Origin of the sequence: Aquimarina algicola (assembly GCF_006443095.1) — a bacterium.
GTDB lineage: Bacteria > Bacteroidota > Bacteroidia > Flavobacteriales > Flavobacteriaceae > Aquimarina > Aquimarina algicola.
The window spans coordinates 262,151-284,114 of the sequence record NZ_VFWZ01000001.1 but is presented as its reverse complement, the minus strand read 5'-3'; the positions used below and the strand labels follow the sequence as shown (position 1 = coordinate 284,114).

The 21,964-nt window shown below is 31.3% G+C and carries 20 protein-coding genes and 1 pseudogene; 15 read left to right on the top strand and 6 right to left on the bottom strand.

Features of this window, described 5'->3' with window-relative positions; genetic code table 11:
• Positions 1-24: 24 nt before the first annotated feature.
• Positions 25-1,140, bottom strand: coding sequence for a suppressor of fused domain protein (locus tag FHK87_RS01310; RefSeq protein ID WP_140588859.1), 1,116 nt, complete (start codon positions 1,138-1,140; stop codon positions 25-27).
• 52 nt (positions 1,141-1,192) lie between these two features.
• Positions 1,193-2,335 carry a sterol desaturase family protein gene (locus tag FHK87_RS01305; protein ID WP_140588857.1) on the bottom strand — a complete coding sequence of 381 codons (1,143 nt, stop codon included), beginning with the start codon at positions 2,333-2,335 and terminating at the stop codon, positions 1,193-1,195.
• 424 nt (positions 2,336-2,759) lie between these two features.
• Between FHK87_RS01305 and FHK87_RS01300 the strand changes: the two genes are divergently transcribed.
• The 7 genes from FHK87_RS01300 to FHK87_RS01270 all read left to right on the top strand — a co-directional run bounded on the left by FHK87_RS01300 (position 2,760) and on the right by FHK87_RS01270 (position 9,278).
• Positions 2,760-3,269, top strand: coding sequence for a hypothetical protein (locus FHK87_RS01300; protein WP_226293971.1), 510 nt, complete (start codon positions 2,760-2,762; stop codon positions 3,267-3,269).
• Positions 3,270-3,596: 327 nt separating this feature from the next.
• Positions 3,597-6,149, top strand: coding sequence for a toxin-antitoxin system YwqK family antitoxin (locus tag FHK87_RS01295; protein WP_140588853.1), 2,553 nt, complete (start codon positions 3,597-3,599; stop codon positions 6,147-6,149).
• Between the two features lie 41 nt (positions 6,150-6,190).
• Positions 6,191-6,634 carry a DUF4952 domain-containing protein gene (locus tag FHK87_RS01290; protein ID WP_140588850.1) on the top strand — a complete coding sequence of 148 codons (444 nt, stop codon included), beginning with the start codon at positions 6,191-6,193 and terminating at the stop codon, positions 6,632-6,634.
• Positions 6,635-6,671: 37 nt separating this feature from the next.
• A complete protein-coding gene (locus FHK87_RS01285; protein WP_140588848.1) occupies positions 6,672-7,217 on the top strand; it encodes a YcxB family protein in 546 nt (181 codons plus the stop codon).
• 235 nt (positions 7,218-7,452) lie between these two features.
• Positions 7,453-7,965 carry a hypothetical protein gene (locus tag FHK87_RS01280; RefSeq protein ID WP_140588846.1) on the top strand — a complete coding sequence of 171 codons (513 nt, stop codon included), beginning with the start codon at positions 7,453-7,455 and terminating at the stop codon, positions 7,963-7,965.
• 69 nt (positions 7,966-8,034) lie between these two features.
• Positions 8,035-8,592 carry a hypothetical protein gene (locus tag FHK87_RS01275; protein WP_140588843.1) on the top strand — a complete coding sequence of 186 codons (558 nt, stop codon included), beginning with the start codon at positions 8,035-8,037 and terminating at the stop codon, positions 8,590-8,592.
• 353 nt (positions 8,593-8,945) lie between these two features.
• On the top strand, positions 8,946-9,278 hold the full coding sequence (locus FHK87_RS01270) for a hypothetical protein (RefSeq protein ID WP_140588841.1): 333 nt from the start codon (positions 8,946-8,948) through the stop codon (positions 9,276-9,278).
• Positions 9,279-9,497: 219 nt separating this feature from the next.
• Here the strand turns inward: FHK87_RS01270 and FHK87_RS01265 are convergent.
• Positions 9,498-10,037, bottom strand: a pseudogene (locus FHK87_RS01265) (DUF4494 domain-containing protein); the annotation flags it as partial.
• Positions 10,038-10,383: 346 nt separating this feature from the next.
• On the bottom strand, positions 10,384-10,956 hold the full coding sequence (locus FHK87_RS01260) for a hypothetical protein (protein WP_140588836.1): 573 nt from the start codon (positions 10,954-10,956) through the stop codon (positions 10,384-10,386).
• A 271-nt stretch (positions 10,957-11,227) separates the two neighbouring features.
• On the opposite strand from FHK87_RS01260, the gene FHK87_RS01255 reads away from it, so the two are divergent.
• Complete coding sequence (locus tag FHK87_RS01255; RefSeq protein ID WP_226293969.1) at positions 11,228-11,818, top strand: hypothetical protein; 591 nt, start codon at positions 11,228-11,230, stop codon at positions 11,816-11,818.
• Between the two features lie 10 nt (positions 11,819-11,828).
• Here FHK87_RS01255 and FHK87_RS01250 read toward each other — a convergent pair whose 3' ends face one another.
• Positions 11,829-12,701: a pirin family protein gene (locus FHK87_RS01250; protein ID WP_140588834.1), complete on the bottom strand. Its 873-nt coding sequence runs from the start codon at positions 12,699-12,701 to the stop codon at positions 11,829-11,831.
• Positions 12,702-12,936: 235 nt separating this feature from the next.
• Entirely contained in the window at positions 12,937-13,371 is a 435-nt protein-coding gene (locus tag FHK87_RS01245) for a hypothetical protein (protein WP_140588832.1), read from the bottom strand.
• Positions 13,372-13,622: 251 nt separating this feature from the next.
• Here FHK87_RS01245 and FHK87_RS01240 point away from each other — a divergent pair, with 251 nt between their 5' ends.
• The 7 genes from FHK87_RS01240 (at position 13,623) to glgB (ending at position 21,846) form a co-directional block, all read left to right on the top strand.
• A complete protein-coding gene (locus FHK87_RS01240; RefSeq protein ID WP_140588830.1) occupies positions 13,623-14,927 on the top strand; it encodes a cation:proton antiporter domain-containing protein in 1,305 nt (434 codons plus the stop codon).
• An 80-nt stretch (positions 14,928-15,007) separates the two neighbouring features.
• Positions 15,008-15,697, top strand: coding sequence for a helix-turn-helix transcriptional regulator (locus tag FHK87_RS01235; RefSeq protein WP_140588828.1), 690 nt, complete (start codon positions 15,008-15,010; stop codon positions 15,695-15,697).
• An 86-nt stretch (positions 15,698-15,783) separates the two neighbouring features.
• Positions 15,784-16,149 (top strand): hypothetical protein, encoded by a 366-nt coding sequence (locus tag FHK87_RS01230; RefSeq protein ID WP_140588826.1) that lies wholly within the window; start codon positions 15,784-15,786, stop codon positions 16,147-16,149.
• Between the two features lie 66 nt (positions 16,150-16,215).
• The gene (locus FHK87_RS01225; protein ID WP_140588824.1) at positions 16,216-17,016 is read left to right on the top strand and encodes a DNA alkylation repair protein; all 801 of its coding nucleotides are present in this window, start codon (positions 16,216-16,218) and stop codon (positions 17,014-17,016) included.
• Between the two features lie 193 nt (positions 17,017-17,209).
• Positions 17,210-18,625, top strand: a complete 1,416-nt coding sequence (locus FHK87_RS01220; RefSeq protein WP_140588822.1) for a glycogen synthase — start codon at positions 17,210-17,212, stop codon at positions 18,623-18,625.
• Positions 18,622-19,896: a glucose-1-phosphate adenylyltransferase gene (locus FHK87_RS01215; protein WP_140588820.1), complete on the top strand. Its 1,275-nt coding sequence runs from the start codon at positions 18,622-18,624 to the stop codon at positions 19,894-19,896. The genes FHK87_RS01220 and FHK87_RS01215 overlap by 4 nt, the downstream gene beginning before the upstream one ends.
• Positions 19,897-19,935: 39 nt before the next feature.
• Positions 19,936-21,846, top strand: a complete 1,911-nt coding sequence (gene glgB / locus FHK87_RS01210) for a 1,4-alpha-glucan branching protein GlgB (protein WP_140588818.1) — start codon at positions 19,936-19,938, stop codon at positions 21,844-21,846.
• Positions 21,847-21,964: the final 118 nt, after the last annotated feature.

Sequence of the window (21,964 nt, the reverse complement as noted above, 5' to 3'; positions counted from 1 at the left end):
CTCTATAAGAAACATTACATATTATTACAATACTTCTTCTCGATCCAGAGAGAATAATTTTTCTCCTATCTTGTTGAGTCGTTCCAAAATTACTTCGCTACCATTCTTCATAATTTCATTTCTTTCATTTTCTGATATTGGTACCATCCAAAAAAAGTTGATTTTGGATTCTCGATAATCTCCAAGCTCTGGTTTTGGTAGGATATCGAGTCTATTGGTAAGAAGTACAGAATTATATTTTGTTGAATGTAATGGTATAAAACCAATAGTATGTCCTTCTCCCAAAAAGGTAATATTACCCCAGGGAATTGTAGTTTGCCCACTAATCCATTCTGCTATTTGCTGTATATCGTTTTCAGAAAAAACCGAATCACAAATCATTCCTAGTTCAATTCGATTCGATTCAAGACGATTTTCAGAATACATTTCAACTACAGGCATCGGTAATAAAGAAACACCTACAGTAGCAAAAATAGTTTTAAACTCTCCTTTCCTTAAGTAAAGTCCTTTAGGAGGCCATTCATTTCCATCAATTGCAAAATATTGATCATGCTTACCAAAAATTTCATCGTATGTATCAAGAATGAAAGGTTGTAGAATTTGAAATGGATTTAATTCATCATTCCAAGAGTTCCAATACTCTTTAGACTTATGGATTCTTTCGATAAAAACATTAGATTCTGTAAGTTCCCAAGCAAAGTCTCCTTGTCCCAAACAATCCTTTGCATATCCATGAAACCCGTTTTGACCACTCCAGATGGGTATGATTGCAATTATTTCATCTTTTACTAAAAGGGCAGCTGCATCTCCTTCTTCTGTCCAAACGATATCTAAATCATTTTTATTCAGCTTTTCTTGTCCTTTTTGAAATTTACAAAACTCCTTTGGCAGCATAGGAGGGATGCCTTTATCCATTAATTCGATTTCTAATGCTTTGGGAGCATCTTTCAAATTACGTATCCAACAAGATTTTACACCAAAATTTGAATTTTCAGGACCCCATAAATAAAAGTGTGCTACTCGATTGTCTTGTTCAACTATTGCTGTTATTGGGCAACAGGGGGATTTTTGTTCAAGTAAAATATCAGCCTTTTGAAATTCTTTTTCTTTTGAAGAGAATATCTTTTTAAAAAAACTCATTACTCTGTTTTAGATAGACTATAATTATTCTTTTAATTAAGTAAAAACGTAATCAACGTTTACTTCTTTCTTCTGGTAATAAATCATTTTTGAAAGGATTTTTGGTAAACGGAAAAACAAGTTGTTTGACAAATCCTTTTGGGAAAGAAGCATCGACCAAACCTGTACCTTTGGGCCATTTATTTCCTGGTAAGTAATACGTTCCAAAAATCTTATCTATAAAAGGAAATACTACAGCAAAGTTTTTTCCATAATGTTCGGGTTCTTCGCAATGGTGCCAATGATGATATTGAGGCGTGGTTATAATATATTTTAAAAATCCAAAATTAATTCTCGTATTTGCGTGAATTAAAACAGCATGGATAGCAATAAATAATATATAAACATTGAATGTAAGTGTAGAAAAACCTAATACATAAAGCGGTATATAGGTAATACTTCTGGTAAAGAATATATCTATAAAATGAGTCCTCGAACCTGCAAGCCAATCCATGTTTTGCGTGGAGTGATGTATAGAATGAAACCTCCATAGATAGTGATGTGAATGAAAAAATCTATGTGCCCAATACTGAAATACATCTGTTATAAATAATGCTAAGAACAACTCAATTACAAACGGTAATTCTGATACCCATATATGAACTTGTTCCAGATTCATCCAACCAAAAAAGGCAACAGCTGGTTTTTTGGTAATTACTCCAAATAACTGAATCGCAAGATGACTTATCCCAAAATAAATAAGATCAGTCCTCCATTCTTCATGAAATTTGGATTGTAATTTATTTTTGGGAAAAGCAAGTTCTATAGGGACAAACAATAACGCCATTATAAATAAGTCCAAAATTAGCCAATCTAATCCAACGCTCCATTCTACTTTTTCTACTGCTCGACCTTCTACTGTAAAGCCACCAAAAACTATTGTCAATACTCCCAGGCAAATTCCAATTACAGCATTTGTTTTGTTTTTATTGAGTAATATACTAACCAAAGCAAAGAGAAAAGTAGCTATAATGGCTCCAAACATCAGATTCTCGACCATACTTGCCGTATATACTTCACGAAATTCGGGTGTTGTTAATTGCTCCGGAAACTTAAAACACAATATTCCAACTAGAGATAATGAACCAAGAAATATCGAGATAGCTCCGCTAATTCTTCCTTCACCAATTCGCATTCGGGTAATTTTTCTTTTCATTTGTTTAGTGTGTATTCTTTAATTATATAACAATTTTACAAATATGTTGTTTTTACTTTTTTGATGATCCATTAAAAATAGTAAAATTCCTATAAACCATTTTTTAATAATTCAATTACAGTAAACTACTTTAAGAAATTCTACATAACAATTTTACTATAATTTGGCTCTTTATGTATTAGAAAATTAAAAAGCTAAAGAGCTGAAAAAAAAGAAATCTTGTTAGCCTGAGCTTGTCGAAGACATATTACAATTCAAGTGATTAAAAACTTCAATAAGCTTAATTTGACAATGAATAGTTCTCTTTTAGATCACCTAATTTTCACAACAATAATAAAACAAAATAAAATACTTTAGTTTTTTGTTTCATAATCAAAATATAAAATTTATAATTATGAATTAATTAGTATATTGAAATACTTAAGTGGGTCCGAATATAGTTCAAGAATTTTTTGGGAGTGTTTCGGAGGGATACAAAAGTAATATGGGATTTATTAAAGACACTCCTTTTTATAAGGATGCAATACACGAAAAACATTATTCATGCGGTACCTATTACCTGTTTGATACTTTTATCGTAGCAGAGATTAAGGAGGATATCGTATACACGTGGGATGAGCATGCAAAACCAATTGTAGAAGAATTAACTGACCTCTATGACCACAATGGAGAAAACGTAGTTTATATTTCAAATCGCGTGCATTCCTATTCTGTAAAACCAAGTGATTGGATTAAGTTTTTTAGAAATAACTTCAGATTAAGAGGTTATGCCATCGTGAGTTATACCCAAAAAGGATTATTGACCTCTCTACTTGAAAAATTATTTATGCGTAATAGCTTTCAAAATTTTGATAATCTTGAAGATGCTATCATATGGGCAAAAAAATTGACTCATGACATTGATATAACTACAGAAGGCGATAAAAGTGCTTAAAATCAACGAGTTTTATAAAATAATCCCCTAATAGAATATTGTTACTCTCTATGTATACTAAAGTACGCAGATTATAGATATTCAAATAATTTTTGAAGAAAATATTAAATTTAGAGGTCTAAGTTACTTGTAATGAGTAATCTTTTTATTTTATATATAACTTGAAACGTTCTCATTATCATAATCATAGCTAAAAAATTGTATTAATAAGCTACAATATTAATTTCCAGTATCATCAAAAACCCTGAAAACAGGGGGCGTTATATCTCTATTCATGATTACTTTAGCATAAAAAAAGGGAAAATAAATTCACAAAATAGATTTTCAATGATCAATCACAAACAACTAAGCATTGTTATTTTATTATTAGTAAATAGTTTACATAATCTAATGGCTCAAAGAGATACGATCTGGTATGATGCAACCTGGAAAGTTTCTACAAAAAAACAAGCCGCTTATTATCGACCACCCATTGTAAAAAAAGATGATTTATATCTTATCAGAGACTTTTACAGTAATGGTACTTTGCAGATGGAAGGAACATCTCAATATGAAGACAAAGATTTTTGGCAAGGAAAAACAAAATGGTATGATGAAAATGGGAAACTGTTACAAATCTTCACATATGTAGATAATAGGTTAGAAGGAGAAGCCATCTCTTTCTACAAAGATCAAAAATTAAAAGGCCTGTATACAAAAGGAAGGTTAACTTCGGGACAGGTAAACATGATATCACAACGATACAATTGGTTAATGAAAAAGGAAGATACCCTTTTGGTAGAAGTAGCTTATGATCAGAGTTTAGAAGGGATTAGAATAGAACGCTATTATGATCAGCAGCAAAGACCTGTCAAAACGATGTCTTATGATGGCAAAGGAAATCTTATCGGGACAAAAGTATTTGATAACATTAATTCAAAAGATAAAGGGGTAGAAGTGCAATACTACTATAATCCAATGAGAGTTAAAAAGATTCTTGATTTGAACTCACGACATAGAAACGTATTGGCACTATATCACCCAAATGGCAAGTTACGAGAAGAATATATAAATGGGGATACCCCAAAAATTGTCTATTATGATGAAAATGGTAATACCAAAGGTTCTGTATTTGTGTCACTAGAAGACGGTGCTTATACATATTATGATGGAACCAAAATTAGATTTTACTCTAACTTTAAATTAGAAGAAATATCGTTGGTATATTCTACATCTGATTATGATAAAGATGGAAAAATAATTGCAGCCGAATACTATCATGAAAATCAACAGCTAAAATCTAAAATTGAATATAAAAATGGACAAAAATCTCTAGAGATTAGCTACAACAAAAAAGGAGATGAAATTGCTAGAATTACCTATGATGGATACAGACCTTATGAAGGAACACTTATCAACAAGGATAGAAAAGAGGTTTTTAAAGAAGGTAAACTAGTAAAAGAAGTTAATTATTATCCAGAAACTACAATACCTTTTAAAATATACGAAAATTACAAAGCTACTTTTTATGATCCCAGTGGAGCAAAAATGGGAGAGGTGACTTCAAAAAAACAAGATTATTTTTCTCCACTAGAAGGAAAAGAATATAGAATAGACTATAAAGGGAAACTATCCCGTATTTCAGAGTATAAAGAAGGTGTATTGATACATGAAATAAACATTAGATACTTTTATGATGATAGTACCAAGATTGGTAAAGAAGAGAACTTCTATGATATTATCTCTAGAAATACCACCAAAAAGATCGAATATTATCATGATGTAGATCGCAAACGAAACGAAATTATCTACTCAGGATATTCGCCAAAAAAAGAGATTTACTTTGATCGCAATGGTAAAGAGATAGGTAGTTATGATCATGCAAACAAAGAAGGAATTTTAATTAAATATTTCTATGATTCTGATCAAATTAAAGTTTATGAAGAAAGAAAAGATGGCAAATTGGTCAAACGTAAAGAGTATATAAAAAGCTATAATTCAAGAAAAAAACAAGATACATATACATTAGTAGAAGATTCTGATATTAATAAAAAAGCTATTTTTTACAATAAAGATGGGCAAGTGATAGCAGAAGCTACTTTCAAAAATGGTAAACCATGGCAAGGCAGCGTGTTCAATAACAAAACACGAGAACTATTTACGATCAAAGAAGGAAAACGAGAAGGACTCTTTCAACAACTTGATTACAATGGTAAAGTTTTGAGCTCAGGTTTTTATAAAAATGATCAGAAAGAAGGCGAATTTATAGTATTCGACTATAACGGAAACAAAAAAACTGTAGAACAACACAAAGCAGGAAAACGAGAAGGAAAAACTACATATTTCAATCCTGATGGTACAGTAGCTAGCTCTTTGTTATACAAAAACGATTTACCATACGAAGGCAAAGAAGTGATACAATATGGTTCAAAAATTGATAAAACAGAAAAATACTACAAAGAAGGAAAAGTTCAAAAAGAAATAATAATTAAGAACGGTAATCTATACGAAGCCATTTATATAGATGATGTTCAAAAAAAGGTAACTTCTTATTTCAAAAATAGTAAACAGGTAAAATATACATATCAGTTAAATAGTGGAAACTTACATGGAGAAGTAACCCGATATGACAAAAAAGGGAATCCTATACATGTTGCTAAGTTCAAAAACGGAAGATTACAAAGTGGATCTGTTTTAATTAACGAAAATCGATATGGATACACCAAAAGCAACAAAATGCTTATAAAACAAGAAAATAACGAGATTATAATAGAAGCATTTAATGAAGAAGGAGTAATCACTTTTGAATTAAAAGAAAAAAAGGATGAAAATGGTAGTTTTAGGATTACTAATACCCTTGGATTTGACCTAAAATTTATTTACGAAAATCGATTATATTAGATTTCTAAGAAAATATTGAAGAGCTCGATTTAATTTAAACCATGATCAAATATATCCTAATTACAATTAGCTTCTTTTTTTTCAATTCTTGTAAAAGTCAACACCTAGAATGTGGAGATTTATTAGAAAAATATGGTGAAAAACCACAACACCTCGATTTTATATCATGTAAAGAAGGAAAAGGACAAACTATACTTGTAGCTGAATATAAAGTAGAAGGGAAATACTCAGAAGAAGTTGAAGAATTCTTAATTGAGAAATATAATATTGGGAAACTCGAATTTGTTTGCTGTGGTTGGGAGCCCTCTGGTGGTAAGAGAGGAAATATTACCCCCCCAGAGTTGATAGCCATAGATCCATATTATATATTAGAAATATCCATGTTTGGAAACGCAGAAAAAGAAGATGAGAACGGAAAGGTTCAATTAGAATTTGATCGCACAAAAATTGACTTTGTTGTGATGGTAAGAATCATAAGAGTTTAAATTAAAAACAAGTAATGTATCAATTAAACAAACTTTAATGAATTTAAAGTATAAATTAACCAAAGAAGATTTTTTGTTCCATCAATTATATAGTGCTAATCATTCTAAAACAATAAAGAGAAATGCATTAAATGGCCAAATAGCATTAATTGTAGGTTTTACATCATTTACTTCTGTGTTTTATTTAATCGACGAAATATTTTTAGTTTATTTTTCTGCTATTTTTTCTGTTTTGATCATCTTAATGTTCCCATTCTTTCGCAAAAGAGCATTAAAAAGAAGATTGTCAGAATATGTCGATGAACATTATGTAGAACGATTTGGTAAAGAGTACAACGTTCAGTTTAATGAAGATGATTTTCAAATTATTGATGATACAGGAGAAGCTAAAATCAAATATTCTTCTTTAGAAAAAGTGATTGAACTATCAAGTCATTATTTGTTAAAAAGTAGATCAAAAGGCACACTGATTATTCCTAAATCTGCATTCGAAAATACAGATGTTATAAAAGCAAAACTAGAAGCATTATCAGAACAATTAAAAATTGAATATGCTAAAGAGTTAAACTGGAAATGGAAGTAAATACAAAGAAGAGATAAAGAGTAAAGAAGCAAGAAATAAATACTCTGATTAAATAAATTGAGTCGTCAGTTTGAGCTTGTTGAAGACTATTCAATTAAGTTAAAATCTACAAGAAAAATGTCTTTTATCAACCTTAAATTCTTTTATTTGTTTTTAATATAGAATTGAACAAAAGTTAGATATAACTTTAAAAGTAAAAACAAAAACTTGAAATTATTAGTGCTTTCCAAACCCTATGAAAAAATTATTATTCATACTTCTGGTCATCTTATTAAACGCTTGTACTCAAGAAAAAAGAGACAAGCTTATTGCTGTTAACGAACCCAAAATTGATCAATCAATCAAATTATCAGGAATTTACCAATACGTCTATGAACACAACACAAAGTATTTGATTGAAAACCATTATCTTGAGTTTAAGAATGGAAATGCATTTTATTATGGTACGAGTGATGATTTTGATGAAGTAAGAGAAGGATATCATCCGGGGTTTTTCAAGACTCAGATAGATAAAATTGATATTGGTGAGGATACAATTTCTTTTAGTCTACATGTCAACGATTCAATCTTTTATAAAAAACCGATAAGTCCACTTTATAAAAATAAGAAAAATCAACGATGGGATATAGGAGTTAGGTATAACACCAGAGATTATAATGGTAAAATTACTGGAGATACCATTATCATTCATACCAAGAACTTTGACCCAAGAGTATTTATTAAGAAAAAAGAAGAGAATGATAAGTAAAATACCTTGTGGTAAATTTCGGAGCATTTACATCTCTATGATCAAGTAAAATTATAAAAGATAAATGATATGTGTAGATATGCTACTGCATACAAATCTCATTATGCTTGTTTCTCCTGTAGAAAAACTTTCAAAAGAAAGCTATTAAGGGATATAAAGGGTGGGGATTCTAAAGATCTTATCGAAACTACTGCCAAATGCACAGAATGTAATGCTCCTATGGCAGATATGGGCTTAGACTTTGAAGCGCCCAAAAAACAAGATATAAAAGCTTGGAAACATATAGCCAATCTTTATACAGTAGGGATTACATTTCATTCCTGTGGTTGTACTGGTCCAGGATATATACCAAACAATAAAGAAGCCCTGATAAATCACTTATCAAAAATCAAAGAAGCTTATCAAAAACATCAGTTTTTTTGGATAAATAGAAAAGAAAATCCAAAGACACAAAGTGAAATTGCTCGTGACCAACATTACAATAGAGCATTTTTTAATCAGGTTCCTAAAAAGGTAAAAATAGGAACCAAAAACAGTCCTGAATATAATTCTACCGAGGCTCAGATATACTGGAGTAAAAAAATAGCCGATGTAGAAGAAAAGATTACTGAGATAAAAACGAAATAAAATTTTTTATCGATGTTTTTGTGCGGGAGAAAGGTTTTGAAACGTTCTTTTCAGTTTCCTGCATTCGGGAACTCAATTTTAAAGTTTTATATCGATGTTTTTTATGCGAAGAAAGGTCTTGAAACGTTCTTTTCGGTTTCCTATATGCCAGTACTTAATTTTTTTTAGCCCCAACTTATAAATTGGTACCTGTAGCGTCATAATTTGTACAAAGTTTTATATGAAATTCAGTTATTTTGAAAAATAAGTCAATACCTGTGTTAGCTTGTTTTGGTATATACAGGAAAAGTATAAAAAGGAAAAAACTATCTATAAACTAGATTCATAAAACTGAATTATTTAAGAAAATAAAAATGATAAAATTAAATTTCGAACCTTTTAATAAAGAAGAATTCATAGAAAAACTAAAAGAAGAATTTCCTAATTATAAAATACAAACAGGATTTGGAGGATTACAAGTAAGAACAAGTGGTTTTACCTTAACGGGCAATGTCAAAATCAATGTAAATGCCAAAAAAGGAACAGTTACTACCCAAACCAATTATGATATGGCCATTATTTTTTTACTCCTTTTTACCCCAATAGGGCTATACATTTTTATGAAAAAAGAAAAACAAAAAGCAATGGAACAAGAGGTTGTTGAAAAAATAAAGAGCATATTAGGGGAGGAGAGTAAAGTGGTTTAGAGATATCAATATCTTATATAAAGCCTTATTTTTTTGATCTAGACTCAGAATTCATAAAAAATAAGGCTTTATTTTTTTAATGAGAGTGCATTATACTCTCGTATTTTGAGTTATTTACTCTTCCTCAAAAGTTTCAATACGATAGTTCTCTTCTTCATCCTCAGAATACTGTAATCCATCATCTTTGTCCTCTAATATTTCTTCAGAAGTTATTGTATCTTCATCCTCTATAATTGTATTTTCTATTTCACTCTCTTCTTCTGCAGGAGCAGGAATAGAATCTTTGAGAGCATTAAATTTCTCTATTTTTTTCAAATCGTCTTCTTCACCAGAAAAATATGGAAATACATCCATAATAGGAGATTCTGAAATTGCAGGAATCGTATAATCACCCATCGTACCATGCATCGCCGTATTTGTATTATCAAAAGCCTCTTTTACATCATTGGCTTGTATAAGCAAATACATGCTCGATTTTCTTTCTTTACCACTTTCTTCGTCATAAGCAATTAACGAAACTTTGGATTTGAACCAACGATCAGAATTTTCAAAAGGATGTATCTCTGCAAAATTGGCTACCTTTATATTTGTGATTTTAAATTCATCACTGATATATGCAGACATTTCTTCATTGATCCTGGATTCAGCTTCTGTATAAGACACAGCATCAACAAGGTAAGGTTCTGTAACCATTTTTTGTGCACCAGATTCGTCTATTTTTCGATATTTTATTTTGCATTCATACCAAATTGCGCTCATATTTTACTTTTTTAAAGGGGGCAAATATATAGGTTATACTAAGCTTTATTAACGGTAAGATGAAATAAATATTCACAATTTTCAGTATTTTTTGCTAACTCAATCATACTCTGCTGGTTTTGATCTGTTTACTATACTTATATCACATAATTTGTGGGAGTAAAGGACCTCAGAGCAAGCTCACGAGGCATTCGAATGGAATTTACTTTTGATTTCGAGGCAAGCCGTAAAGCATTTAAATCTCGATTATCGAGTAAAAATGATATGATTTTGTGTTATATATCTAAAAAAGGCTATCCAAAAGTATTTTTAAACAGCCTCTTTTATAAATACTACTTATTACTAATTAGTTACCTAAAATCACTGTATAGGTTACATTAGATACTTTAAAACCTCTTCCGCCACATCGATTAGAGGCTACAGCACTTATAAATGCTATTTTCTTAGGAGAGATTCTATTTTGTATATCCGCTACATGAGCATCAAATTGAAACTGATACAAATCCATATTGATATCAGAATCACTATCTACATAATATGAATAACTATATGTAAATTGTTCTGCCTCTACAGGAAAAATAAGAGTGCCTCTGTTGTAAGCAATACAATTAGACGTATTGATATATTCTTCGATTTCTGCGGCAGCATCACTACCACAACCGATATCACTATCAAGTACGCAACCAACCCTTTTTGCATTTACAGGGTTTTGTGAACTTGAAATAAGTTCTTCTAGTAATACAGACGTTTCAGGAGTATTGGATACATCTTTAACTTCTACAAATTGTTCTTTTGCCTCTTGGATCGTAAAGTTTTGTAATTCTTGAGTTTCGGGAACTTCAGATTCATTGTTTTGACATCCAACAAATACAATTGATAAACAAGCAAATAGCCCCAGAGTGAAAATTGAATTTTTCATTTGTGTAATTTTTAAGATATTAGTTAATAATGACTTAAAATTATCTAAAAAAAGAACCTTTTATTATTGTTTTTGAATTATTTACACAAAGATAAAATAGATAAACAAAGAGTAACTTAAACATAATTTCTCAGCCTTTGAAATCTAGTTTAGGCTACTTTATCAACAATGATAAATATGATTTTTTAAGGAGTACAGAACCCATAAAATTAATTTGTATTAAAGCGTTGTTAAAAACTTGGTTTTACTTTCTGAAAAAAATGTAATTTATTTGCTCCCGGAAAAAAGTAAGGTATTGGAAAATCAGGAAAAAGAACAAAAAAAGACGTACACCAGGTACAATTTTTTTAATAAAACATATTGTGTATTCAGAGGAGCTTCACTGCGAGAGATCTCAAGAAGAAAACCTAATTATCGTAGCGAATCCGGTAGCACATATTATTATACAAAACATGGCGTATATCGATTATCAAACCATTGGGGGAGAGCTGCAAAATGCCAATGGAGATTGATTTCTGATTTTCCGGCAGAAATAGATGATCTACGATTAGGATATGCCGATTGGATAGATTTTAGAGAAAATCTTGATCCCGAAGTTGATGCTTATTACATAGCTGTCGATTTTGAGTCCAAAAAAGTGAGCTATATGCATAAGGATAATCCAGATTATGATGAAATAGCTGTCTTGAGATCTGCAGATGCTACACGAAAACTGATCAAACAGATCAAGAACCTTTTAGAAACTCATAAATGGGCAAAATACTATGATTATGAGGATCTGGAAGAATTTCGTGAAGAAGTGATAAGTCGTTTGATCAATAGTAATATTACTTTGAATGAGCTGAGGCGAGAATTGGTTTAAAAAATAACCATCATGATGGTAAAGGAACATAAGTTTGGTCTTCATCAACGGTAGGAAATTGTTTTTGCGCCCACCTTCGTTTTGCATCTTCAATTTTTGCTTTGTCGTGTGATACAAAATTCCAGTAAACATGTCGTTCTTCTTCAAATGGTTGTCCTCCAAACAAAATTACGTGGGTATTAGGCTCCATAGTAATAGTACAACTATCATCTACTTTAGAAACCAACATATTATCTTGTTCAATAGTGGTATCACAGGCGTTGATACTTCCTTTTACAATACAAATACCGATTTCTCCTTTTAGCTCGCCTTTAATCTGTAATGTATAGCGTTCCTCGCTTTTTACGTCGATCATGAATAATTCAGAATGAACGGGTAGAGGAGAGGTTTTTCCATATCCTTGTCCTGCTATTAGTTTGAATGTTGTACCGTTATCATGCCAACTAGGTAATTCTTTTTCATCAATATGATGAAACTCTGGTTCAATCTCCTCTAGTTCTTTTGGTAGAGCGACCCAAATTTGATAACCATGTACAGTAAAATCTGTTTTATCTCTTAAGTCTTCTGGTGTTCGTTCTGTATGGGTTACACCTTTACCTGCAACCATCCAATTAACAGAACCTGGAGAAATACGTTGTTGAGTTCCTATACTATCTCGATGCATAAGATCACCTTCTAGCATGTACGTAAGTGTAGACAAACCAATATGTGGATGTTGATCTACATCCATATAATGACCTTTTTTTAGTACAGTAGGCCCCATATGATCTATAAATATAAAAGGTCCTACCATTCTTTTTTTCCTAAACGGAATCAAACGTCCAACTAAAAAATCACCGATATCTCGACTACGTTCTTCTATAATCAACCCTAGATTCGACATGCTAACTGTGTTTATGAATGTATTATGACAAGAATATTTTGTCTATTCTTTTTAAAAGAATACTACCATAAAAATACAATTGATACTTGTAAAAGGGTCAGAAAAAATAGTTAATTATAGATGATTTTTTAGGTCTTATGAATCTTAATAGTCGTCTTGTCTTCAATAAACTCAGACTCAGAATAACTTTGCTTTTAAAATCTTTAGATTTTTAATTTTCTAAATGCACAACAAGCTAGTAAAGAATCGTATCATCAGAATTTGTGATATTTAATTGTACTGGACTACCGATCATTCGCAAACTTGAAATATCAAAACTTAACTCTTTAGTTATAAAAGCTAAACATAGTTCTTCATTTTTTAAAGATAATCTAAGGTTTCGTTGAGGAGGATTTGATTCTAAGATAGCTTCAGAATCTATAAGTTTTACCTCCCAGCTATTTCCATCGCAGCCTCCCGAACTAAAGTTGATCGTAAGACAATTACCAATGATTTCTAAATTGTTTATAAATAGCTGATCACTAGGAGCAGTGTCAAATAATATTTTGCTAATTAAAATTGTATCATCACAATTACTTATGTTATTGTTGCCCTCACTACCATCATCATCACTACTACAAGAAAGTAGCATGAAAAATGAAACTAAAACTGTAAAAATTATTTTTTGCATCTGACTATGTTTTTTTCTTTAGATGCTCCTTTCGCTACTTGGTTGCATATTGATGTATTTTTTTAAACAAAAACTAATATTTATAAATTATTAATATTTAAAACCTTTCCCAAATTAAATAAACGCTATTAAAAGAAGATTGATACGCTAACTTATTTAAGTATATCTCGAAAAATTTATGATAAAATAATTTACTATCTTTTGATTCGTTTTAGTACCAACCAAATAATAACAACCAAAACCTATCCTGAATGGAAATATTTTCATCCTATAATTTGATTATTGAGGTTTCCTTAGTTTTAATTCTATCTTTCATTTTTAATGGTATTGCCAAAAAGACCAATGTCCCGGCAGTTTTGATGCTTATCATATTGGGGATTATTATTCAATATGTTATAAAAGCTTTTGGTGAGGGCGCTTTTAACTTTTTTCCTTTGCTTGAGATTCTGGGAATCGTCGGTCTGATTATGATTGTTCTAGAGGCAGCATTAGAGTTAGAGCTCGAAAGGGATAAGTTAGTTCCAATTTTGAAATCGCTTGCTGTCGCCTTAATTGGTTTGGTAGTCTCCACTTTTTTGGCTGCAGTAATTTTAAAAGCATTAATCAAAGGAATGACCATGCAATCCGCATGGTTATATGCAACGCCTTTATCAATTCTTTCTAGTGCGATTATCATCCCTAGTGTATCATCTTTACCAGATCACAAAAAAGAATTTCATATCTATGAGAGTACTTTTTCTGATATTCTTGGGATTATGCTATTCTACTTTCTTACTGGTAGACTAAATCCTGCCGAAGATGCAGGAGTAGGAGGCTTTTTCCTTAACCTTATCCTTACGATTGTAATTTCACTTATTGCCAGTTATGCAATCATTTTGATCTTCCAGAAGATAAAAAGTCAGGTGAAATTATTTTTATTGATTGCAGTGCTATTATTACTGTATGCATTAGGAAAAAAAATGCATCTGTCGTCATTAATTATTATATTAATTTTTGGACTGGTCATCGCAAATATGAAACTATTCTTTCAAGGAAAATTAAAAGAGTATCTTGATGTTACTAAAGCAAAACTGATATATCACGAATTACATGTGATTACCGCAGAAACTGCTTTTGTTGTGCGTACTTTGTTTTTTGTGATTTTTGGGATTACTATCGTTCTTTCTTCTTTATTAAGTCTCAAAGTAGCCTTAATAAGTATATTGATTTTGGTTTCGATTTATGCCATTCGATTTGTATTACTTAGAGTCTTTTTAGGAAAAGATCTTTCTCCGCAACTATTTATTGCACCAAGAGGATTAATAACGGTATTATTATTTTATGCTATCCCTGAAGAAGCAATCATAGAAGGTTTTGAACCGGGGATATTACTATTTGTGATTATAGGAACAAGTTTGATTATGACCTGGGGAATGATAAGAGACAAAAAAATCAACCCAAAACCTTCAGAAACAGTGTTGGAGGAAGAAGAGGTATTAGAAGAAACTGAGTATTTTATTAAAAATACAACAGACTTAAGCGACATTGACGATACCCCTCCTGTATCTGATCATTAAATCAAATATCCGGATCAGCCTAGAATTAAACTACATGACGTGGATTACAATATGATTCTGATTTTTTTAAAGAATATCTAATGAAACGATTACATAGATTAACTGCTATTTTAGTAAAATTACAATCAAAAAAAGTAGTTCTTGCAGCAGATTTAGCAGACAAATTTGAAGTGAGTACCCGTACGATCTATAGAGATATGCAAGCACTTATGGATGCCGGTGTTCCTATAGGAGCAGAAGCAGGTACAGGATATTATTTGGTTGACGGATATTCGTTACCTCCTATAATGTTTACAGAGACAGAAGCAAATGCATTACTCACAGCTTCTAAAATTATCGAAACCAACAATGATCAATCATTGATCACCGAATACCAAGAAGCTATCGATAAGGTAAAAGCTGTACTTAAGTCCACTCAAAAGAAAAAATTAGAGATTCTTGAACAACGCATGTATACATTTGGACAAGAAACAGCAATAACTAGTAATAGTCTTTCTATCATTCAGCAAGCGATTACAGACCTAAGAGTTTTAGAAATACAATACTCTGATGCGCAAAGACAATTTTCAAATAGAGAAATAGAACCTCTAGGGGTTTATTTTGCTAATAATACTTGGATCATGATTGCCTATTGTAGATTAAGAAAAGATTATCGAGAATTTAGAACCGATAGAATCTCTAATTTAATCCAAAAACAAGCATTTTATGCCCCAAGAAATTTTACTTTAGAAAATTACTATAAAGAGAGGTATCAAGGGTATTCGATCTAAAATATTTCAAAAAAATACTACTGACATAAGGTTGTCATCAACCTTATTTAATTTTGATATCAGTTAACATCTAGAACACAAATATCATGATTAGTTTATTGTTTAATTCTGTATCAACATCAGATCAAAATACAGTATCTATGCAAATAGAACCAAAAGTAATTGAAGTAGTATCATTTGAAGTATATCCAGGGTATTCTAAAGAAGAAGCAAAAGAAGCATTAACCGCCTTAAACGATATTATCAAATTTTATTATGGCTTTATAGAAAGAATTACTGCCAATAACAATGAGGGTAAATATATTGATATCATATACTGGAAAGATATGGAATCTGCCAAAGCAGCTGCTGCCGAATTAAATAAAAACGAAGCTGCTAGCGAAATTTTTAAAATTATCAGGCCAGAAACTATAGAAATGAATCATTTTACATCTTTTAACCAATTTGAATAATGTGACGACTAACGTAGTCTTCTAAAATCAAATTACTATTTTTAAAAAAGTATTTAAAAAATATATATGATTCCTGAACATATTGTTTCCAGAAAAGGCCCAAGAAGCACAAAAGATTTACAACCGGAAGTATTAGAATATCTTAATAAAGGCGAGATAGAAACAGCTAACCTCATTGAATGGTTGGCAGTAAATCAATTACAATTACTAAAAAAAGTGCTCGAGGACATTAATAAGTCTGATTGGTATGATATTTTTCACGAAGCAGTAGTTGCTCAAAAAAAACCTTCTGCTAATTCAACAACAAAAGTCATCGGAACTACTTTTTTAGAATTGACAGAAGATAAAAAGGTTTTAGATCATCTTACCAATCATACTTCTGATGTGCCTAGATGTTGGGCGGCGTATTGGGCAGGAATCTCAAAACCTAATATTACTCAAAAGTTAGAAGCAATAGAGCCATTTGCGGCAGATTCACATTTTGGTGTACGAGAAGTAGCTATTTTTGCTACAAAAGAAGCAATCATTGATGATTTGGATACAGCAATTCAAATTTTATCTTCATGGACTTCAAATAGTGACGAAAATATACGTCGTTATGCAATAGAAGCTACAAGACCAATAGGAGTATGGACAAAAAAAATAGATACTCTTAAAGAAAATCCCAATAAAGGTTTGCCTATATTAGAACCATTGATGGCAGATGCTTCAAAATATGTAAGAGATGCTACAGGAAATTGGCTCAATGATGTAAGCAAAAGTAAACCAGATTGGGTAATCCAAATCTGTAAAAAATGGGAGAGAAATTCTCCAACTAAAGAAACTCAATATATCATTAAAAGAGGATTAAGATCTATTAATAAGTAAGATAAATATCCCACCGAATAATAAGAACTCCACATGTATTGTGAATAATATTTTTTTTAGATTATTTTTTTATTAAAAAACTATTAAAACATCTTCTTTTTAGGATATTTTTGGTGTGTTTCTATTAGGTTTTTTATAGCTTTAATGAACTTTAAAGACCAATTTAAGTTCTAAAAAATAGATTACCTTCTTAATGAATATTATTCACACCAGTATGGAGTGTTATCCCATAGCAAAAGTGGGTGGACTCGCAGATGTAGTAGGAGCATTACCAAAATATCAAAATAATTTAGGGTATAATGTAACGGTTATCACACCCTTTTATAATAATTCGTTTGTAGCAAATGCAGATGTAAGTGATATACATTCTTCAAAAATTATATTGGGCGATCATGATCATGAGTACACATTAAAAAAACTTGTTTCTCCAGATTTAGGGTTCTCAGCATATTTTGTTTATATCAAAGGTATATTAGACAGGAGAGAAGTTTATGGACATACAGACGATATCGAAAGAAGTATCGCTTTTCAATTAGCAATTTTAGATTGGTTAACAACAACAAAAGAAAAAGTTGATGTCATACATTGCCATGATCACCATACTGGATTGATTCCTTTTTTAATGACCAATACTGATCAATTCAGTTCATTACAAAATATACCTACCATACTTACCATTCATAATGCGCAGTATCAAGGTCACATGTCATATGATAAGCTGCACTATCTCCCATCATTTGACCAAGAAAGAATAGGTCTTTTAGATTGGTATGGTTCTCTAAATCCTTTGGCTGCAGGAATAAAATGTGCATGGAAAGTGACTACAGTTTCTCCCAACTATATGCAAGAACTGCAAAAAGAAGCTAACGGATTAGAAGGGTTATTACAACAAGAGAAACAAAAATGTACCGGAGTGCTTAATGGGATTGATATTAATACCTGGAATCCCGAAACAGATTCTATGTTGGTAAAAAACTATTCTGTATCTAGTGTAATCAGCGGGAAACAAGAAAATAAAAGATGGTTATGTGATCAATTTAACCTTAATTATGATCTTCCATTATTTGGATTTATAGGTCGATTAGTAGGAGAAAAAGGAGCTGATCTACTACCAGAAATTGTAAAAGATACTCTACAAGATTCACAATTAAACTTCCTATTTCTAGGTTCTGGCCATCAAGAAATAGAAGAGCAATTATTGGAATTACAGGAGGAGTTCAAAGGTTTGTATAATGTATTTATCGGATATGATGAGAAACTTTCTCATCGTATTTATGCAGGAGCAGATTTCTTGATCATGCCATCACGAGTTGAACCTTGTGGATTAAATCAAATGTATGCATTACGATATGGAACCATACCTATTGTAAGAAGAACAGGAGGATTAAAAGATACCGTAATCGATATCGGTGATAATGGATTTGGTATTTGTCATGATCAAACCTCTGTCTGGGATGTTTGCTATTCTATACAAAGAGGAGTAAAATTATATAAAGAACAACCACAATATCAAAAAATACAAAAACAAAACATGCAAATTGATAACTCATGGGATCAATCTGCTAACCAATACATAAACATATACAAATCTTTAACACAACAACAATGATCAACAAAAAAGTCCTGGCAATAATATTAGGAGGGGGGCAAGGCACTCGGCTATTTCCACTCACAGAAAAACGTTCAAAACCGGCAGTATCTATAGCAGGAAAATATAGACTAGTAGATATTCCTATATCTAATTGTATACACTGTGATATAAAAAGAATGTTTGTATTGACTCAATTTAATTCGGCTTCATTAAATCGACACATCAAAAATACATATGTCTTCAGTTCTTTTAGTGACGCTTTTGTTGATATTCTTGCTGCAGAACAAACACCTGATAACAAAACATGGTATCAAGGTACAGCAGATGCAGTACGACAATCTATGTATCACCTGCTAAATCATGAATTTGAATACGCATTGATTCTTTCAGGAGATCAGTTATATAAAATGGATTTTAACGAAATGTTGGATGAACATATAGAAAAAGGAGCTGATATTTCTATAGCAACATTACCTGTTAAGCCCAAAGAAGCTACGCAATTTGGGATTTTAAAAACCAATGAAGAAAGTTTTATTTCTTCTTTTATAGAAAAACCTTCGTTAGATAAATTACCTGGCTGGGAATCTGAAGTTAGTGAAGAAATGAAAAATGAAGATAGACAATACCTGGCCTCTATGGGGATTTATATCTTTAATAAACAATTGCTAATAGATATTTTATCTGATCCTGATACCATAGATTTTGGAAAAGAAATTATACCTCAGTCTATAGGTAAGCATAATGTTTTAGCATATCAATATGAAGGATACTGGACAGATATCGGAAATGTGCCTGCATTTTTTGAAGCCAATATTAGTCTCACTGATGATATTCCACAATTTGATCTTTTTAGTAAAAATAGCTCTGTTTTAACTCGGCCTAGAATTCTTCCTCCTACAAAAATGTCGGGAACAACAATACACAAATCAATGATTGCAGAAGGTTGTATTATCAATGCTAAAGAAATTAAACGATCTGTAATTGGTATACGATCAAGGATTGGCAAAGATACTGTGATCAAAAATACATATATGATTGGGAGTAACTCTTATCAAGAAGTTGAAGAATTAGAACATAATAAAAAGGAAGGAGTACCTTCTTTGGGAGTAGGAGAAAATTGCTACATCAATAATACTATTATAGACAAAGATGCCTGTATTGGCGATAATGTACATATAGAAGGAGGAGAACATCTCGAAGATGTAGAACACGACTCCTATATCATACGAGAAGGAGTAGTTGTGATAAAAAGTCGATCTGTGATCCCTGACGGTTTTAGAATTAGCTAACTGATTCTAATTTAATTTTCTTGAAAATAAAAAGCATACATGAATAATGTAATAGTACATAGTTTTTTTTCTGATTTTGATATTAATCTTTTTAAGGCAGGCAAACACTATCGTTTATATGAAAAACTAGGATCGCATATCACCTCGGTCAATGGTGTAAAAGGAACATATTTTGCGGTTTGGGCACCTGCGGCAAAATCTGTATCTGTAATTGGAGATTTTAATTATTGGACAGAAGGAAAACATCAACTTAATGTACGTTGGGATTCATCGGGTATTTGGGAAGGTTTTATCCCGGGAGTCACAATGGGAGCATTGTATAAATACAAGATACATTCTAATCATAATGATATAAAAACAGAAAAAGCAGATCCTTATGCCAGGCGATGTGAACATCCACCTAAAACGGCGTCAGTAGTTTGGGATAGTCAATATGATTGGAACGATCGTTCTTGGATGCAAAAAAGACATCAAAATAATGCAATTGATGCTCCATTTTCTGTGTATGAAGTTCATTTAGGATCTTGGAAAAAAAAGATAGAAGAAGATAGGTCTTTATCATATACTGAATTATCTGAAGAACTGGTAAATTATGTAAAAGAAATGCAATTTACTCATGTAGAGTTAATGCCAGTCATGGAACATCCCTATGATCCTTCTTGGGGATATCAAATTACAGGGTATTTTGCGCCAACGAGTCGATTTGGATATCCTGAAGAGTTCAAAACACTGGTAGACAAATTACATCAAAATGATATTGGTATTATCTTGGACTGGGTTCCATCACATTTTCCCGAAGATGCTCATGGGTTAGGTTTTTTTGATGGAACATGTCTTTATGAACATCCAGATCGAAAAAAAGGATATCATCCCGATTGGAAAAGCTTAATTTTTAATTACGAACGTAATGAAGTAAAAAGCTTTTTGATAAGCAATGCACTTTTTTGGTTGGATGAATATCATATAGACGGTTTACGAGTAGATGCAGTAGCATCAATGCTATTTCTCGATTATTCTAGAGAAGATGGCGAATGGGATGCAAATATATATGGAGGAAGAGAAAATCTGGCAGCAATAGATTTTATGAAAGAATTAAATACAGAAATCTATAGCAGTTTTCCTGATGTACAAACTATTGCAGAAGAATCAACTTCTTTTCCGATGGTTTCAAAACCAACATATCTTGGAGGTTTAGGTTTTGGTATGAAATGGATGATGGGGTGGATGCACGATACATTACTATATTTTGCAAAAGAGTCTGTTCACCGCAAGTTTCACCAAAATGATCTTACTTTTAGTATGACATATGCTTTTACCGAAAATTTTATGCTTCCGCTATCGCATGATGAAGTTGTGTATGGTAAAAGGAGTATTATTGGCAGAATGCCCGGTGACGAGTGGCAGCAGTTTGCTAATTTGAGGCTTCTGTATAGCTATATGTTCACACATCCCGGAACAAATCTTTTATTTATGGGAGCTGAATTTGCGCAAAGAGATGAATGGAATTTTATTGAAAGTTTAGACTGGCACCTTTTGCAATACCAATATCATAATGGTATAAAAAATACAATAAAAGACCTTAATATTCTTTATAGAAATAATGAAGCATTATTCGAACAACAGTTTAATATATCTGGTTTTGAATGGATTACCTATGACGACCATGAGAATTCTATTATAGCTTACATCCGAAAAGATCTCAAAAATGAAAAACCTTTGATTGTAGTGTGCAATTTTACACCTGTACCTCGTGTAGAGTATCGCATTGGTTTACCTCAAGAAGGAGTTTTAGAAGAAGTATTTAATAGTGATCATAAAAAATATGGTGGTAGTGGAGTATCAAATACAAACCAAATACAGATCGAAAACAAGAAATGGCATTATCGAGAACACTCTGCAAAAATAAAAATACCACCATTGGCTACAGTAGTTTTGAGATACAATAATTGAATTCTAATATTTTGATAATGAATCAACTATTGTTTTATTTTAATTAGAGTATAAGCAATATTTAAAGAATTGTTAATTCAAACGTTTTCGTAGTTTTTTTTTAATAAATAATAAAGAA

What these genes read in the sequence shown, in the direction of transcription:
- FHK87_RS01305 (WP_140588857.1), bottom strand. Translation starts at nt 2,335, where the DNA reads ATGAAAAGAAAAATTACCCGAATGCGAATTGGTGAAGGAAGAATTAGC.
- FHK87_RS01240 (WP_140588830.1), top strand. Translation starts at nt 13,623, where the DNA reads ATGGAAATATTTTCATCCTATAATTTGATTATTGAGGTTTCCTTAGTT.
- FHK87_RS01235 (WP_140588828.1), top strand. Translation starts at nt 15,008, where the DNA reads ATGAAACGATTACATAGATTAACTGCTATTTTAGTAAAATTACAATCA.
- FHK87_RS01295 (WP_140588853.1), top strand. Translation starts at nt 3,597, where the DNA reads ATGATCAATCACAAACAACTAAGCATTGTTATTTTATTATTAGTAAAT.
- FHK87_RS01290 (WP_140588850.1), top strand. Translation starts at nt 6,191, where the DNA reads ATGATCAAATATATCCTAATTACAATTAGCTTCTTTTTTTTCAATTCT.
- FHK87_RS01220 (WP_140588822.1), top strand. Translation starts at nt 17,210, where the DNA reads ATGAATATTATTCACACCAGTATGGAGTGTTATCCCATAGCAAAAGTG.
- FHK87_RS01280 (WP_140588846.1), top strand. Translation starts at nt 7,453, where the DNA reads ATGAAAAAATTATTATTCATACTTCTGGTCATCTTATTAAACGCTTGT.
- FHK87_RS01225 (WP_140588824.1), top strand. Translation starts at nt 16,216, where the DNA reads ATGATTCCTGAACATATTGTTTCCAGAAAAGGCCCAAGAAGCACAAAA.
- FHK87_RS01270 (WP_140588841.1), top strand. Translation starts at nt 8,946, where the DNA reads ATGATAAAATTAAATTTCGAACCTTTTAATAAAGAAGAATTCATAGAA.
- FHK87_RS01285 (WP_140588848.1), top strand. Translation starts at nt 6,672, where the DNA reads ATGAATTTAAAGTATAAATTAACCAAAGAAGATTTTTTGTTCCATCAA.
- FHK87_RS01215 (WP_140588820.1), top strand. Translation starts at nt 18,622, where the DNA reads ATGATCAACAAAAAAGTCCTGGCAATAATATTAGGAGGGGGGCAAGGC.
- FHK87_RS01245 (WP_140588832.1), bottom strand. Translation starts at nt 13,371, where the DNA reads ATGCAAAAAATAATTTTTACAGTTTTAGTTTCATTTTTCATGCTACTT.
- glgB (WP_140588818.1), top strand. Translation starts at nt 19,936, where the DNA reads ATGAATAATGTAATAGTACATAGTTTTTTTTCTGATTTTGATATTAAT.
- FHK87_RS01250 (WP_140588834.1), bottom strand. Translation starts at nt 12,701, where the DNA reads ATGTCGAATCTAGGGTTGATTATAGAAGAACGTAGTCGAGATATCGGT.
- FHK87_RS01310 (WP_140588859.1), bottom strand. Translation starts at nt 1,140, where the DNA reads ATGAGTTTTTTTAAAAAGATATTCTCTTCAAAAGAAAAAGAATTTCAA.
- FHK87_RS01260 (WP_140588836.1), bottom strand. Translation starts at nt 10,956, where the DNA reads ATGAAAAATTCAATTTTCACTCTGGGGCTATTTGCTTGTTTATCAATT.
- FHK87_RS01230 (WP_140588826.1), top strand. Translation starts at nt 15,784, where the DNA reads ATGATTAGTTTATTGTTTAATTCTGTATCAACATCAGATCAAAATACA.
- FHK87_RS01275 (WP_140588843.1), top strand. Translation starts at nt 8,035, where the DNA reads ATGTGTAGATATGCTACTGCATACAAATCTCATTATGCTTGTTTCTCC.